This is a genomic window from Cupriavidus basilensis (assembly GCF_000876015.1).
Taxonomy (GTDB): domain Bacteria; phylum Pseudomonadota; class Gammaproteobacteria; order Burkholderiales; family Burkholderiaceae; genus Cupriavidus; species Cupriavidus basilensis_B.
The window spans coordinates 210,272-223,741 of sequence record NZ_BBQM01000020.1; the positions used below are offsets into that span (position 1 = coordinate 210,272).

The following is a 13,470-nucleotide window of genomic DNA, read 5'->3' on the forward strand; positions in this document are numbered from 1 at the left end:
AGTCTTTTGCCTAACGGTCTTATGCTCGCATTGCGTCGTGTAGTTTCCGGGTTTGCCATGCTCGGCACCCTGGCCCTGGGGATGGCAGCGGCGCCGGCCTCGGCGGAAGTCGTGGTGGTCCTCAATTCGGGTGATGCCACCGTCACCCTGATCGACAAGGACACGCAGAAGGTGCTGGAGACCTTCCCGATCGGCAAGGAGCCCCATCACCTGATCGCCACGCCCGACGACAAATCGCTGATCGTCGCCAACGCGGTGGGCAACGACCTGGTCTTCCTCGACCCCGTCACCGGCAAGGTCCAGCAGCGCGTTCCCAACATCGACGATCCCTACCAGATCGGCTTCTCGCCCGACCAGAAGTGGTTCGTCACCACCGGCAACCGCCTCGACCGCGTCGACCTGTACCGCTGGGACGGCAAGGCGCTCAAGCTGGCCAAGCAGCTGCCGCTGGCCAAGACACCGAGCCACATCGCCTTCACCGCGGACAGCCGCGTGGCCTTCGTCACGCTGCAGGACTCCAACGAGGTGGTCGCCATCGACCTGCCCACGCAGAGCGTGATGTGGCGCATGGACGCCGGCTCGGCGCCGGCCGGCGTGTGGGTCACGCCCGACCAGAAGTACCTGCTGGTGGGCATGACCGGCGCCGACTACGTCGCCGTGATCGACTGGCATACCCGCACCGTGGTCAAGCAGATCCCGACCGGCAAGGGCGCGCACAATTTCCGCGCGGTGGGCGACAAGCGCCACCTGTTCCTGTCCAACCGCGTGTCCGGCACCATCAGCATCGTCGACCAGCAGACCCTGACCAAGGTCGGCGACATCACCGGCCTGCCGCCCGGCCCGGACGACATGGAACTGACCGCCGACGGCAAGACGCTGTGGGTGAGCTTCCGCTGGGCGCGCTCGGTCGGCCTGATCGACGTGGCCAGCCGCAAGCTGGTCAAGACCATCCGCGTGGGCCGCTCGCCGCACGGCATCTACTTCCGCACGCGCGCGCCGCTGTACTGAGCGCGGCGCGGAACGCCGCGGCGGACAGGGCAATCGAACTAGCATGGCTGTCGCTACTCCAATGCAGTCACAGGTCAACAGGACAGGCATCATGAGCAAGATTTCGCGGCCCCGCCCGGCCCGCGCGGCGATCCGCGCGGCGGCGGGGCTTGCCGCGGCCGGGCTGGCGCTCGCCGCGGGGCTGGCCGGCGCCGCCGCGCCCGCCGCCGCCGGTGCCGGCGCGCAGTCGTGCCGCGCCGGCACGCTCTACCTGACCTTCGACACCGGCAGCATGAGCCAGGCCGCGCTGATCGCCGACACGCTGCGCCGCCACCACGTCAAGGCCACCTTCTTTCTCGCCAACGAGCCCACCGTCAACAAGGACAGCTCGCTCGACCCGGGCTGGGCGCCGTACTGGAAGACGCTGGCGGCGGACGGCCACGTGTTCGGCAGCCATACCTTCGACCACGTCTACCTGCGCGGCACGCGCGACGGCAAGGTGACGATGCGCCCGCAGTTCGGCGCGCAGGCCGGGCAGGACGTGGCGATGGACCAGCAGGGCTTCTGCGCCGAACTCAAGCGCAGCGCGCAGGCGCTGCATAGCCTGAGCGGCGCCACCATGTCGCCGCTGTGGCGCGCGCCGGGCGGCCATACCGCGCCGCAGACGCTGCAATGGGCCGAGCAGTGCGGCTTCAAGCATGTGGGCTGGGCGCCGGCCGGTTTCCTCGGCGACGAACTGTCGTCCGAGCGCTTCCCGAACAAGGCGCTGCTGGCGCGCGCGCTGCGCGACCTGCGCGACGGCGACATCACGATGGCGCACCTCGGCATCTGGTCGCGCAAGGATCCGTGGGCGCCGGCCGTGCTCGAGCCGCTCATCAGCGGCCTGGAGCGCAAGGGCTTCTGCTTCGCCACGCTGCGCGAGCATCCGGCCTACCGCGAGTGGTTCCGCGCGCAGGCGGCCACGGTCGCGGCCGGGGGTGCGGGGAGGCCGTGATGCTGGACACCTTCAATGCCTGGGTCGGCCAGGTCGAGGCGACGCTGTTCCAGGACGTGATCCTGCCGGTGGTGTACCAGCTCGGTCTGGGCGGCTATGCCGAGGACGCCTTCACCGGCACCGAATGGCTGCTGGTGGGGCTGGTGCAGATCGTGGTGATGGTGCTGATCCTCGGCCCGCTGGAAAAGCTGCGCCCGGTCGAGGCCGTGACCGACCGCGCCGCGATCCGCACCGACATCCTCTACACGGTCATCCACCGGCTCGGCCTGTTCCGCCTGGCCATGTTCTTCCTGCTCGATCCGGTCATGGACGCGCTGGAAGGGCACCTCCGGCTGCTCGGCTGGCAGCGCGTCAACGTGGAGGACTGGTGGCCCGGCGTGACCTCGATCCCGCTGGTGAGCTTCGTGGTCTACCTGCTGCTGTTCGACCTGCTCGACTACTGGTACCACCGGCTGTCGCACAGCTACCGCTGGTGGTGGAGCCTGCATGCGCTGCATCACAGCCAGCGCCAGATGACGCTGTGGAGCGACAACCGCAACCACCTGCTCGACGACATGCTGCGCGACCTGGTGTTCGCCACCGCCGCGCTGGCGGTCGGCGTGGAGCCGTCGCAGTACGTGCTGCTGGTGGCGCTGTCGCAACTGCTGCAGAGCCTGCAGCACGCCAACCTGCGCCTGCATTTCGGCGCGCTCGGCGAGCGCCTGCTGGTGTCGCCGCGCTTTCACCGCACCCATCACGCGGTGGGCGTGGGGCACGAGACGCAGGGCCGCCCGGGCCGGCTCGGCGGCTGTAACTACGGCGTGATCTTCCCCTGGTGGGACATGCTGTTCCGCACCGCCGTGTTTACCGATGCCTACCATCCCACCGGCATCCGCGACCAGATGCCGCCCCCGGCGGGCAAGGGGCGCGACTACGGCGCCGGCTTCCTGTCGCAGCAGTGGTACGGCATCCGGCGGCTGCTGCGGCGCGGATGAGCGCCCGCGCGGGCCCGGCAGCCCGTTCCGGTGACGTGTGCTAGTCTATCCGTCCCCGTTTGCGCGGTAGTCGCGCGATCCTCCTCTTGCCTGCATGAACGACATTTTCCGCGCGCTCGCCCGTGCCCTGATGAGCCAGTTGCATCCGCGCATGCTGATGCTCACCGTCATCCCCTTCGTGCTCGCCACGGCGCTGTGGGGCGGCCTGCTGCTGTGGGGCTGGGAACCCATCATGGCGACCGCGCGCGGCATGCTCGAGACCTCGGTGCTGACCAGCTGGATCTACGCCGGGCTGGCGTGGCTGGGCATGCAGTCGCTGCACGCGGTGGTGGCGCCGCTGTTCGTGATCGCGCTGATGGTGCCGCTGGTGATCGCCTCCATGCTGATCTTCATCAGCCTGTTCTCGGTGCCGGCGGTGGTGCGGCACCTCGAGCGCAGCTATCCCGGCCTGGAGCGGGCCCGGGGCGGCAGCGTGGCCGGCAGCGTGCTGCAGACGCTGGGCAGCACCTGCCTGTTCCTGGTGCTGGTGATCGTGACCCTGCCGCTGTGGCTGTTCCCGCTGTTCTTCGCGCTGATCCCGCCGCTGCTGTGGGGCTGGCTGACCTATCGCGTCATGACCTACGACGCGCTCGCCGAGCATGCCACCGCCGAGGAGCGCCGGACCCTGATGAAGCGCCACCGCATGCCGCTGCTCGCCATCGGCGTGGTGGTCGGCCTGCTGGGCTCGGCGCCGACGCTGATCTGGGTTTCCTCCGCGGCGCTGATCTTCCTGTTCCCGTTCGTGCTGGCGGGCACGCTGTGGCTGTACGTGCTGATCTTCATCTTCTCGGCGCTGTGGTTCGGGCATTTCTGCCTGCGCGCGCTGGAGCAATTGCGCGCCGAGCGCGCCGCCGCCGCGGCGGCAGCGCCGGCGCTGGACGTCATCGATCTCGCGCCGTCCGACGTGCGGCGCATTGAACATTCCTGAAGCGAGGGCATCATGGGTTTCGGCCTGATCGTCATTGGCGACGAGATTCTGTCTGGGCGGCGCGAGGACAAGCACATGCGCCGTGCCATCGAGCTGCTGGCGGCGCGCGGGCTGGCGCTGGACTGGGCCGAGTACGTCGGCGACGAGCGCGCGCGCATCACCGCCACGCTGCGCCGCACGCTTGCCGGCAGCGACGTGGTGTTCTGCACCGGCGGCATCGGCGCTACGCCGGACGACCACACCCGCCAGTGCGCGGCGGCCGCGCTCGGCGTGCCGCTGGAACTGCATCCCGAGGCGCGCGAGCTGATCGCCCAGCGCATCGCCGAGACCGCCGCCGGCGACCCGGTCAAGGGCGACCTGAACCTGCCCGAGAACCAGCACCGCTTCAAGATGGGCGAATTCCCGGCCGGCGCGCGCATCATCCCCAACAGCTACAACCGCATTCCCGGCTTCTCCGTGGCCGACCACCACTTCATGCCCGGCTTCCCGGTGATGGCGTGGCCGATGATGGAATGGGTGCTCGACCACTACTACCCGCACCTGTTCCATATGTCGGTGCAGGAAGAGCGCTCGTTCCTGGTGTTCGAGGCGCCCGAGTCGACGCTGACCCCGCTGATGGAGCGGGTCGAGGCGGCGTTCGACGGCGTGCGCGTGTTCAGCCTGCCGTCGGTGGGCGACGCCACGCGCGGCGAGCTCTATGCGCGGCGGCACATCGACCTCGGCGTGAAAGGCGTGGTCGATCTGGTCGAGCCGGCCTACGCGATGCTGCGCGACGGCGTGCGCGCGATGGGGTTCGAGCTGGTGGAAGTGGGCTCGCGGCGGCCCGGGGATCCGGCGGGGGATTAGGGCGCGGCGCGTTCAGGGACTGAAGCGGGATGGTGTCGTCCCGCGGAATTGCCGACAAAGCCGGCTTGCCGTTTGTGGTCTCCCCTCTCCCGCCTGCGGGAGAGGGGCGGGGGAGAGGGGCGGCGTTTCCACGAAGTGAGTGCCTTCGCCATTCGCCAGCGCTTGCCCTCTCCCCCGGCCCCTCTCCCATTTCATGGGAGAGGGGAGCAAACCGTTGGCAGCGGATGGCATGGCACCAATATCCGAAGGGACGGCGCCGCTGTCCCTTCTTGTTTGCGCCGGGTTATCCCGCCACCCTCACGCCCCATGCCACGGCAGGCCGCGCACGCACCAGCCTTCGACCGTCTTGCGGTGATGGTGCTCGTCGCGGTTGCCCTCGAAGCCTTCGAGCACGTCGATGGCGAACTGGTAGCCGGCCTGGGTGGCCACGCGCGCGGCATGCTTGGAGCGCGCCGCGCTGCGGCACAGGAACAGCACCGGCACGTCGGGCGCCACGCGCGCCTTGAGCTGTTCGAGGAAGGCCGCGTTCTGCGCGCCGCCCGGGTAGCTCATCCATTCCACGTGCGCGGACTGCGCTTCCGGCAGGTCCGGGCCGCCGATCCAGTCCAGCTCCGCCTGCGTGCGCACGTCGACCATCACGGCGCGGGGGTCGTTCTGCAGCAGCGCGAACGCTTCCTGCGGGGAGAGGGCGCCGAAATAGGGAAGCTGGTCTTGCTGCTGGCGCTGGCGCGCGGCCTGGAGGAGATCGTCTCGGGTGGTCATCGGGGGTGGGTGGCAGGATCTTGGGGGATGGGAATGGCGTCCGTCTGTCCGCCCATCGCGCAGCGGGGACGCCATCAACTATTCTAGCGCGCCGCGGCCCGGCGCCGGTGCGTTCGGACGGTGCTGCCGGCGAACGAAGGCGGGCGGAGAGGTGGTGCTGGCGGGAATGCACCAAAAATATGCATGACACCGCATTGGCACGAAAATAGTGCGCAATGAAAAGGCGTGGCACTGTTTTGGTGTTTCCGGCGCGTGGCCCGCATGCGCAGTCGCGGGGCGCGTGCGCGCCGTTCGCCGCGGTGCCGTTCCGCATATGCCACATGCGGCACCCATCGCCGGGCGGAAGAGACGCATGCGGCTGCCGGGCTGCACTTTTTTCGGGAACGGGGGTGGAATTGGGGTCTTCCCTTGGCATGCTTTCTGCTAACATTCCTCGTCCCTTTCGCGGCGATCCTCGTGCCGCGCCGATGCCCCCGAGCAGGGCGGCCGGTGCGGAGATCGACGCAAGAATGGCTTTCTAGACTTCAGCCGAATTTCCAGGAGATAGGCATGGCCCACAGCGTTGCAGATGTGATGAAGCTGGTGAAGGAAAACGACGTCAAGTTCGTCGATTTCCGCTTCACCGATACCAAAGGCAAGGAGCAACACGTGTCGGTGCCCGTGTCGCACTTTGACGAAGACAAGTTCGAAAGCGGCCACGCTTTCGACGGCTCGTCGATCGCCGGCTGGAAGGGTATCGAGGCTTCGGACATGCTGCTGATGCCGGATCCGGTTACCGCCAACATCGATCCGTTCTACGAAGAGCCGACGCTGGTGCTGACCTGCGACGTGATCGAGCCGTCGGACGGCAAGGGCTACGACCGCGACCCGCGTTCGATCGCCAAGCGCGCCGAGGCCTACCTGAAGAGCACCGGCCTGGGCGACGCCGCCTACTTCGGTCCGGAACCCGAATTCTTCATCTTCGACGGCGTGACGTGGAACGTCGACATGCAGGGTTGTTCGGTCAAGATCAACTCGGAAGAAGCACCGTGGTCGTCGGGCAAGGAATTCGAGCACGGCAACAGCGGCCACCGTCCGGGCAAGAAGGGCGGCTACTTCCCGGTCGCCCCGATCGACACCTTCCAGGACATCCGTTCGGAAATGTGCCTGATCCTCGAATCGCTCGGCATCCCCGTGGAAGTCCACCACCACGAAGTGGCCGGCCAGGGCCAGAACGAGATCGGCACCAGGTTCAGCACGCTGGTGCAGCGCGCCGACTGGACCCAGCTGCAGAAGTACGTGATCCAGAACGTCGCCCACACCTACGGCAAGACCGCCACCTTCATGCCGAAGCCGGTCGTCGGCGACAACGGCTCGGGCATGCACGTGCACCAGTCCGTGTGGAAGGACGGCCAGAACCTGTTCGCGGGCAACGGCTACGCCGGCCTGTCGGAATTCGCGCTGTACTACATCGGCGGCATCATCAAGCACGCACGCGCGCTGAACGCCATCACCAACCCGGGCACGAACTCGTACAAGCGCCTGGTGCCGGGCTTCGAAGCCCCGGTGAAGCTGGCCTACTCGGCCCGCAACCGCTCGGCCTCGATCCGCATTCCGTATGTCGCGAACCCGAAGGGCCGCCGCATCGAAACGCGCTTCCCCGATCCCCTGTGCAACCCGTACCTGGGCTTCTCGGCGCTGCTGATGGCCGGCCTGGACGGCGTGCAGAACAAGATCCACCCGGGCGAAGCCGCCGACAAGAACCTGTACGACCTGCCGCCGGAAGAGGATGCAAAGATCCCGACCGTCTGCTCGAGCCTCGACCAGGCCCTGGAATACCTCGACAACGACCGCGAGTTCCTGACGCGCGGCGGCGTGTTCTCCAACTCCATGATCGATGCCTACATCGAGCTGAAGATGGAAGAAGTCACCCGCTTCCGCATGACCACGCACCCGGTCGAGTTCGAGATGTACTACTCGCTGTAAGGCGGGACGTTGCCAGGTTGTGACCGGGCAACAGTTGCACCAGGAAGGGGCGGCCTCGGCTGTCCCTTTTTGTTTTGATGCCTGCATTGATGGCTAGAATGAGGCTCCTTTCCCACCTCCCTTGCTGAAATCAATGGACGCGCTCGATTCCCTGCTTTCCTCGCTCCGGCCCGTGCCCCGCTTTGGTGCTCGCTGGCACGCATCGGCGGCGTTGTGCGCCATGTTGGCGCTGGCGCTGCTCGGCTGGAGCCGGCCGGCGCCGGCGCAGTCGGGCGACATCTACCTGTGCACCGGCGCCAACGGCGTGCCGGAGTACCGCAACGGCAGCGGCGGCAAGAACTGCAAGCGGCTCAGCCTGCCCGAGGTCACTACCGTGCCGGGCACGCGCGTGTCCGGCGGCGGCGCCAGGGGCGGCGCGCCGGCCGCCGCGCCGGCGGCGTTCCCGCGCGTGGACAGCGCCACGCAGAAGAGCCGCGACGGCGAGCGCCGCGCCGTGCTCGAGCAGGAGCTGCAGAGCGAGGAAGCCAAGCTGGCCGCGCTGCGCGCCGAGTACAACGACGGCCAGCCGGAGCGCCAGGGCAACGAGCGCAACTACCAGAAGTATCTCGACCGCACCGCCACGCTGCGCGACGACATCGCGCGCGGCGAGGCCAACGCCGCATCGCTGCGGCGCGAACTCTCCAACCTGAAGGACTAGTCTCATGCGTCGCCTGATCCGCAGCGTCTCCCGCAAAGTGGCTTCGGCCGGAGCCGGCAACCCGCCCGAGGGCGAAGCCGTGGTGCTGCCCCTGGGCGACGTGTCCTACCACCAGGGCCTCGACGTCATCGCCAACCCGGTGTTGCTGGTGCGCCAGCCGGGCATGCGCGTGGTCTACGCCAATCCGGCCGCCGAGGCCAGCTTCGCGCTGTCGCGCAAGGCGATGCTGGAGCTGTCGCTGGGCGACCTGTTCGGCGCCTCGGAGGAGCTCGACAGCATGATCGACACGGTGCTGTCGCGCCAGTTCGACGCGCGCCGGCAGGACGTGGTGCTGCACCCGCCGCTGCAGGAGCCGATGCACGTGCACGTGGTGATCGGCGCGCTCGAAGCCAATCCCGACACCGTGCTGGTGGAGATGCTGCCCAACGAGCAGAAGGTGCGCAGCGACCGCGAGGAGCGCATCCTCGACCTGACCTCGGCCAACAAGGAGCTGATCCGCAATCTCGCCCACGAGATCAAGAACCCGCTGGGCGGCATCCGCGGCGCGGCGCAGTTGCTGGAATTCGAGCTGCCGGACCGCTCGCTGCGCGAGTACACCCAGGTCATCATCAAGGAGTCGGACCGCCTGCAGACGCTGGTGGACCGGCTGCTGGAGCCGCACCGCCACCCGCATATCGTGTCCGACCTCAACATCCACGAGGTGCTGGAGCGCGTGCGCTCGGTGGTGCTGGCCGAATTCCCCACGGGGCTGGACATCGTGCGCGACTACGACGCCAGCCTGCCCGACCTGCGCGGCGACATGGAGCAGTTGATCCAGGCCGTGCTCAACATCGTCCACAACGCCGCGCAGGCGCTCGCCGAGCGCATCGCGCGCGGCGACGCGCAGATCGTGCTGCGCACGCGGGTGGCCCGCCAGGTGACGATTGCCAAGCGTTTGTTCAAGCTGGCATTGGACTTGCATGTCATCGACAACGGTCCGGGCATCCCCGAGGATATTCGCGAACGCATCTTCTATCCGCTGGTGTCGGGTAGGGACGGCGGCAGCGGCCTCGGTCTCACACTCGCTCAAACCTTCGTGCAGCAGCACGAGGGCTTGATCGAATGCGAGAGCCGGCCTGGCTGTACCGACTTCCGTATCCTGCTGCCCCTGCATTGACCCGGCGCCGGCAAGCGGCCTTGCCACAACGATTGCTGCCGACCGGCCCCGCCGGCGGCGCGCACGCAGGATCGGAAGACCAAATGACACCGAGCAGACAAGCGACGCACATGAAGCCGATCTGGATAGTCGACGACGATCAATCAATCCGCTGGGTTCTTGAGAAAGCCCTTGCCCGTGAAAGCCTGCTCTCGCGCAGCTTTACCAACGTGCGCGATGTCCTCGCCGCGCTGGAAGACGACGAGCCGCAAGTCCTGATCTCCGATATCCGCATGCCCGGCGGTTCCGGCCTGGATCTGCTGCAGGCGCTCAAGGCGCGCCATCCGGGGCTGCCCGTCATCGTGATGACGGCCTACTCCGACCTCGACAGCGCGGTGGCGGCGTTCCAGGGCGGCGCCTTCGAATACCTGGCCAAGCCGTTCGACGTGGACAAGGCGGTCGAGCTGATCCGCCGCGCGCTGCAGGAAAGCCTGCGCGAGGAGGAGATGGAAGACCGCCTGGTCGACGCGCCCGAGATTCTCGGCCAGGCGCCGGCCATGCAGGACGTGTTCCGCGCCATCGGCCGCCTGTCGCAGTCCAACGTGACCGTGCTGATCACCGGCGAGTCCGGCACCGGCAAGGAACTGGTGGCGCAGGCGCTGCACAAGCACAGCCCGCGCGCCAACGGCCCGTTCATCGCGCTGAACACCGCGGCCATCCCCAAGGACCTGCTCGAATCCGAGCTGTTCGGCCACGAGCGCGGCGCCTTCACCGGCGCGCAGACCATGCGCCGCGGCCGCTTCGAGCAGGCCGAGGGCGGCACGCTGTTCCTCGACGAAATCGGCGACATGCCGTTCGACCTGCAGACGCGCCTGCTGCGCGTGCTGTCCGACGGCAATTTCTACCGCGTGGGCGGCCACAATCCGCTGCGCGCCAACGTGCGCGTGATCGCCGCCACCCACCAGAACCTGGAGACGCGCGTCAAGGAAGGGCTGTTCCGCGAGGACTTGTTCCACCGCCTCAACGTGATCCGCCTGCGCCTGCCGCCGCTGCGCGAGCGGCCCGAGGACATCACGCTGCTGGCGCGCCATTTCCTGCAGAAGAGCGCCAAGGAACTGGGCGTGGAGCCCAAGCGCATGTCGGACGAGGCGCTGGCCTACGTCAGCACGCTGCCGTTCCCCGGCAACGTGCGCCAGCTCGAGAACCTGTGCAACTGGCTGACCGTGATGGCGCCGGCCCAGACCATCGAGGTCAAGGACCTGCCGCGCGAGATGATCGGCGGCGGCTCGGGCAGCAACGGCACCGGCACGGCGAGCGGCATCGCGCGGGCGCCGGAGGCGCGCGACGACACCGACGGCCACGACGCGGTGGACTACGGCGCCGCGCCGAGCGTCATCACCACCGAGCCGGACGGCGCGCTGTCCTTTGCCGGCCGCGTCGCGTCGGCCGGCGCGATGGCGGGCTGGGAAAACCTGCTGGCCGGCGAGGCGCGCGCGATGCTCGAATCGGGCCAGCCGGAGGTGATGGACGCGCTCACGCGCCGCTTCGAGAAGGCGGTGCTGGAGGCGGCGCTGGGCGTGACGCGCGGGCGCCGGGTCGAGGCGGCCACGCGCCTGGGCATCGGGCGCAATACGATCACGCGCAAGCTGCAGGAGCTGGGCTTCGACTGAGCCGCGCGCCGGCTGCGCGCCGGGCCGCGGGAAAAGAGGCGGGCGGGCCGGGCGCCGATCCGACAGGATCGGCCTCCGGCCCGCCCGTTTCGCTTGTCTTGCTTGTTTCGCCTGGCTTGTCTCGTCTGCCGCGCCGGCGCGTCAGCCGCGCGCGGCCAGCAGCAGCTCCGCCATCTCGGCGAAGCCTTCCCCGCCGGCGGCGGCGGTCACGTAGGCGGGCAGGGCGGGCAGCTGCGGCAGGATGTCGCGGATATTGGCCACGCCGACCGACAGCGGGAAGTGCGCGAACATGGTGGCGTCGTTGGCCGAGTCGCCGATGAACAGCCACTGGTCGCGCTCGGCGTCGAGGTCCGCGCCCAGCAGCTCGGCCGCGCACAGCCGGCTCATGCTGAGCTTGTCGTGCGCGCCGAACCAGCCGTTGACGTGGATCGAGCTGACCGTGGCCGTCATGCCGGCCGCGCGCATCAGCGCCACGATCCGCGCCACTTCCGAGGCGGGCAGCGGCGCGACGTCCTCGGCATGGTCGATGGCGAGGTCGGCGGCGTGCCAGGCCTGGTCGGAGGCCAGCGCGCAGCCCGGCACCGCCTGCACGATGTGCTGGCCGAGCGCGTGGATGCGCGCGAGGTTGGCGGCGCGCGTGGCGGCGTCGTCCAGGTAGCGCGTCGCCAGCTTGCCGGCGCGCAGGTGGGAATAGAACGCGCCGTTCTCGCCGATGATGGCGTCCACCGGCCACAGGCGCGTGAGGATCTCGGCCCAGGCGATGCAGCGGCCCGTGACCGGGATCACGTGCAGGCCGGCCTGCCGGAGGCGGTCCAGTGTCAGGTAAGTCGCCGCCGGCAGCCTGCCGTCGGTGGTGAGGGTGCCGTCGATGTCGGTCAGCACGCCGCGAACCCGGCGCAGCGCCGGGGCGGAGAGGGTCTGGATGGCTTGCATGGTGCCGGATTCTACCCTGTCAAGGCATTGGCAAATCGTTGTCATATTATTGTCATTTAGTGGAATTGCCCGGTTCTCCAATCGCGGCCGGCGGGGTAACATCCGGCTGTCATAAAAACTGCATACAGTCGGACGATTTTTGTCCCACGTCGCGATAGAACAACAGGAGAGTTTCCCATGACCATCAAACGTACCGCGCTGACCCTCGCCACCTTCGCCATGCTGGCCGTGGCGGGCTCCGCCCATGCTGCCGTGGAGATCCAGTGGTGGCATTCGATGGAAGGTGCGCTCAACGACAAGGTGAACGCGATCGCCACCGAGTTCAACAACAGCCAGTCCGACTACAAGGTCGTGCCGGTCTACAAGGGCCAGTACGACGAGTCGCTGGCGGCGGGCATCGCGGCCTACCGCTCGGGCAACGCGCCGGCGATCCTGCAGGTGTTCGAGGTGGGCACGGCCACCATGATGAGCGCCAAGGGCGCCATCAAGCCGGTGGCGGCGGTCATGAAGGACGCCGGCGAGAAGTTCGACCCCAAGATCTACATCCCCGCGGTGGCCGGCTACTACACGTCGAACAAGGGCGAGATGCTGTCGTTCCCGTTCAATAGCTCGACCACGATCATGTTCTATAACAAGGACGCCTTCAAGAAGGCCGGGCTGGATCCGAACAAGCCGCCCCTGACGTGGCAGGAAGTGGCGACCGACTCCGCCAAGCTCAAGGCCGCCGGCGTCTCCTGCGGCTACACCACCGACTGGCAGTCGTGGGTGCACCTGGAGAGCTTCTCGGCCTGGCACAACACGCTGTTCGCCACCGAGAACAACGGCTTCGGCGGCCCCGGCGCGCGCCTGACGTTCAACTCGCCGCTGCACGTCAAGCACATCGCCAACCTGCTCGACATGCAGCAGAAGGGCTACTTCGTCTACGGCGGCCGCAAGGACGAGCCCAAGGCCAAGTTCATCGCCGGCCAGTGCGCGATGCTGACCGCCTCCTCGGCGGCGCTGGCCAACATCCGCAAGAACGCCAAGTTCGACTTCGCCGCGGCGCAGCTGCCCTACGAGCAGGGCGTGCCCGGCGCGCCGCAGAACACCATCATCGGCGGCGCGTCGCTGTGGGTGATGGGCGGCAAGAAGCCCGCGGAATACAAGGGCGTGGCCAAGTTCTTCACGTTCCTGTCGCGCCCCGAGGTGCAGGCCGACTGGCACCAGTCGACCGGCTACCTGCCCGTGACCACGGCGGCCTACGAGCTGACCAAGAAGTCCGGCTTCTACGACAAGAACCCGGGCGCCGACGTCGCGGTCAAGCAGATGATCGTCAAGACCACCGACAAGTCGCGCGGCATCCGCCTGGGCAACTTCCCGCAGATCCGCACCGTGATCGACGAAGAGCTCGAAGCCGTGTGGACCGGCAAGAAGCAGCCCAAGGAGGCGCTGGACTCGGCCGTGGCGCGCGGCAACGAACTGCTCGAGCGCTTCCAGAAGACGGCCCGCGAGTGAGCGCCTGAGGTATCGGGTGGATGGACGGCGGAGGCATTGCCTCCGT

At 68.2% G+C, this 13,470-nt stretch carries 12 protein-coding genes; 10 read left to right on the forward strand and 2 right to left on the reverse strand.

Annotated elements, in window-relative coordinates:
• The first annotated feature begins 21 nt into the window (after window positions 1-21).
• The 5 genes from KF708C_RS22790 to KF708C_RS22810 all read left to right on the forward strand — a co-directional run bounded on the left by KF708C_RS22790 (window position 22) and on the right by KF708C_RS22810 (window position 4,768).
• On the forward strand, window positions 22-1,008 hold the full coding sequence (locus KF708C_RS22790; RefSeq protein ID WP_029044446.1) for a YVTN family beta-propeller repeat protein: 987 nt from the start codon (window positions 22-24) through the stop codon (window positions 1,006-1,008).
• Between the two features lie 91 nt (window positions 1,009-1,099).
• Complete coding sequence (locus tag KF708C_RS22795) at window positions 1,100-1,981, forward strand: polysaccharide deacetylase family protein (protein ID WP_059413368.1); 882 nt, start codon at window positions 1,100-1,102, stop codon at window positions 1,979-1,981.
• Window positions 1,981-2,955 carry a sterol desaturase family protein gene (locus KF708C_RS22800; RefSeq protein ID WP_059413369.1) on the forward strand — a complete coding sequence of 325 codons (975 nt, stop codon included), beginning with the start codon at window positions 1,981-1,983 and terminating at the stop codon, window positions 2,953-2,955. The genes KF708C_RS22795 and KF708C_RS22800 overlap by 1 nt, the downstream gene beginning before the upstream one ends.
• A gap of 94 nt (window positions 2,956-3,049) precedes the next feature.
• Window positions 3,050-3,922, forward strand: a complete 873-nt coding sequence (locus KF708C_RS22805; RefSeq protein ID WP_029044311.1) for an EI24 domain-containing protein — start codon at window positions 3,050-3,052, stop codon at window positions 3,920-3,922.
• Window positions 3,923-3,934: 12 nt separating this feature from the next.
• Complete coding sequence (locus KF708C_RS22810; protein ID WP_059413370.1) at window positions 3,935-4,768, forward strand: competence/damage-inducible protein A; 834 nt, start codon at window positions 3,935-3,937, stop codon at window positions 4,766-4,768.
• 297 nt (window positions 4,769-5,065) lie between these two features.
• Here the strand turns inward: KF708C_RS22810 and KF708C_RS22815 are convergent, their stop codons facing one another.
• Complete coding sequence (locus KF708C_RS22815) at window positions 5,066-5,530, reverse strand: rhodanese-like domain-containing protein (RefSeq protein WP_020206353.1); 465 nt, start codon at window positions 5,528-5,530, stop codon at window positions 5,066-5,068.
• Window positions 5,531-6,079: 549 nt separating this feature from the next.
• On the opposite strand from KF708C_RS22815, the gene KF708C_RS22820 reads away from it, so the two are divergent.
• The 4 genes from KF708C_RS22820 (at window position 6,080) to ntrC (ending at window position 10,997) form a co-directional block, all read left to right on the forward strand.
• Window positions 6,080-7,495 carry a 3-hydroxylaminophenol mutase gene (locus KF708C_RS22820; protein ID WP_029044310.1) on the forward strand — a complete coding sequence of 472 codons (1,416 nt, stop codon included), beginning with the start codon at window positions 6,080-6,082 and terminating at the stop codon, window positions 7,493-7,495.
• Window positions 7,496-7,715: 220 nt separating this feature from the next.
• Window positions 7,716-8,192, forward strand: a complete 477-nt coding sequence (locus KF708C_RS22825) for a DUF4124 domain-containing protein (RefSeq protein WP_231401713.1) — start codon at window positions 7,716-7,718, stop codon at window positions 8,190-8,192.
• Between the two features lie 4 nt (window positions 8,193-8,196).
• Entirely contained in the window at window positions 8,197-9,348 is a 1,152-nt protein-coding gene (glnL, locus tag KF708C_RS22830; protein WP_020206350.1) for a nitrogen regulation protein NR(II), read from the forward strand.
• A 110-nt stretch (window positions 9,349-9,458) separates the two neighbouring features.
• Window positions 9,459-10,997, forward strand: coding sequence for a nitrogen regulation protein NR(I) (gene ntrC, locus KF708C_RS22835; RefSeq protein ID WP_029044308.1), 1,539 nt, complete (start codon window positions 9,459-9,461; stop codon window positions 10,995-10,997).
• Between the two features lie 141 nt (window positions 10,998-11,138).
• Here ntrC and KF708C_RS22840 read toward each other — a convergent pair whose 3' ends face one another.
• Window positions 11,139-11,930, reverse strand: coding sequence for an HAD-IIB family hydrolase (locus tag KF708C_RS22840; protein ID WP_020206348.1), 792 nt, complete (start codon window positions 11,928-11,930; stop codon window positions 11,139-11,141).
• A 177-nt stretch (window positions 11,931-12,107) separates the two neighbouring features.
• On the opposite strand from KF708C_RS22840, the gene ugpB reads away from it, so the two are divergent.
• The gene (ugpB, locus tag KF708C_RS22845) at window positions 12,108-13,424 is read left to right on the forward strand and encodes a sn-glycerol-3-phosphate ABC transporter substrate-binding protein UgpB (RefSeq protein ID WP_020206347.1); all 1,317 of its coding nucleotides are present in this window, start codon (window positions 12,108-12,110) and stop codon (window positions 13,422-13,424) included.
• Window positions 13,425-13,470: the final 46 nt, after the last annotated feature.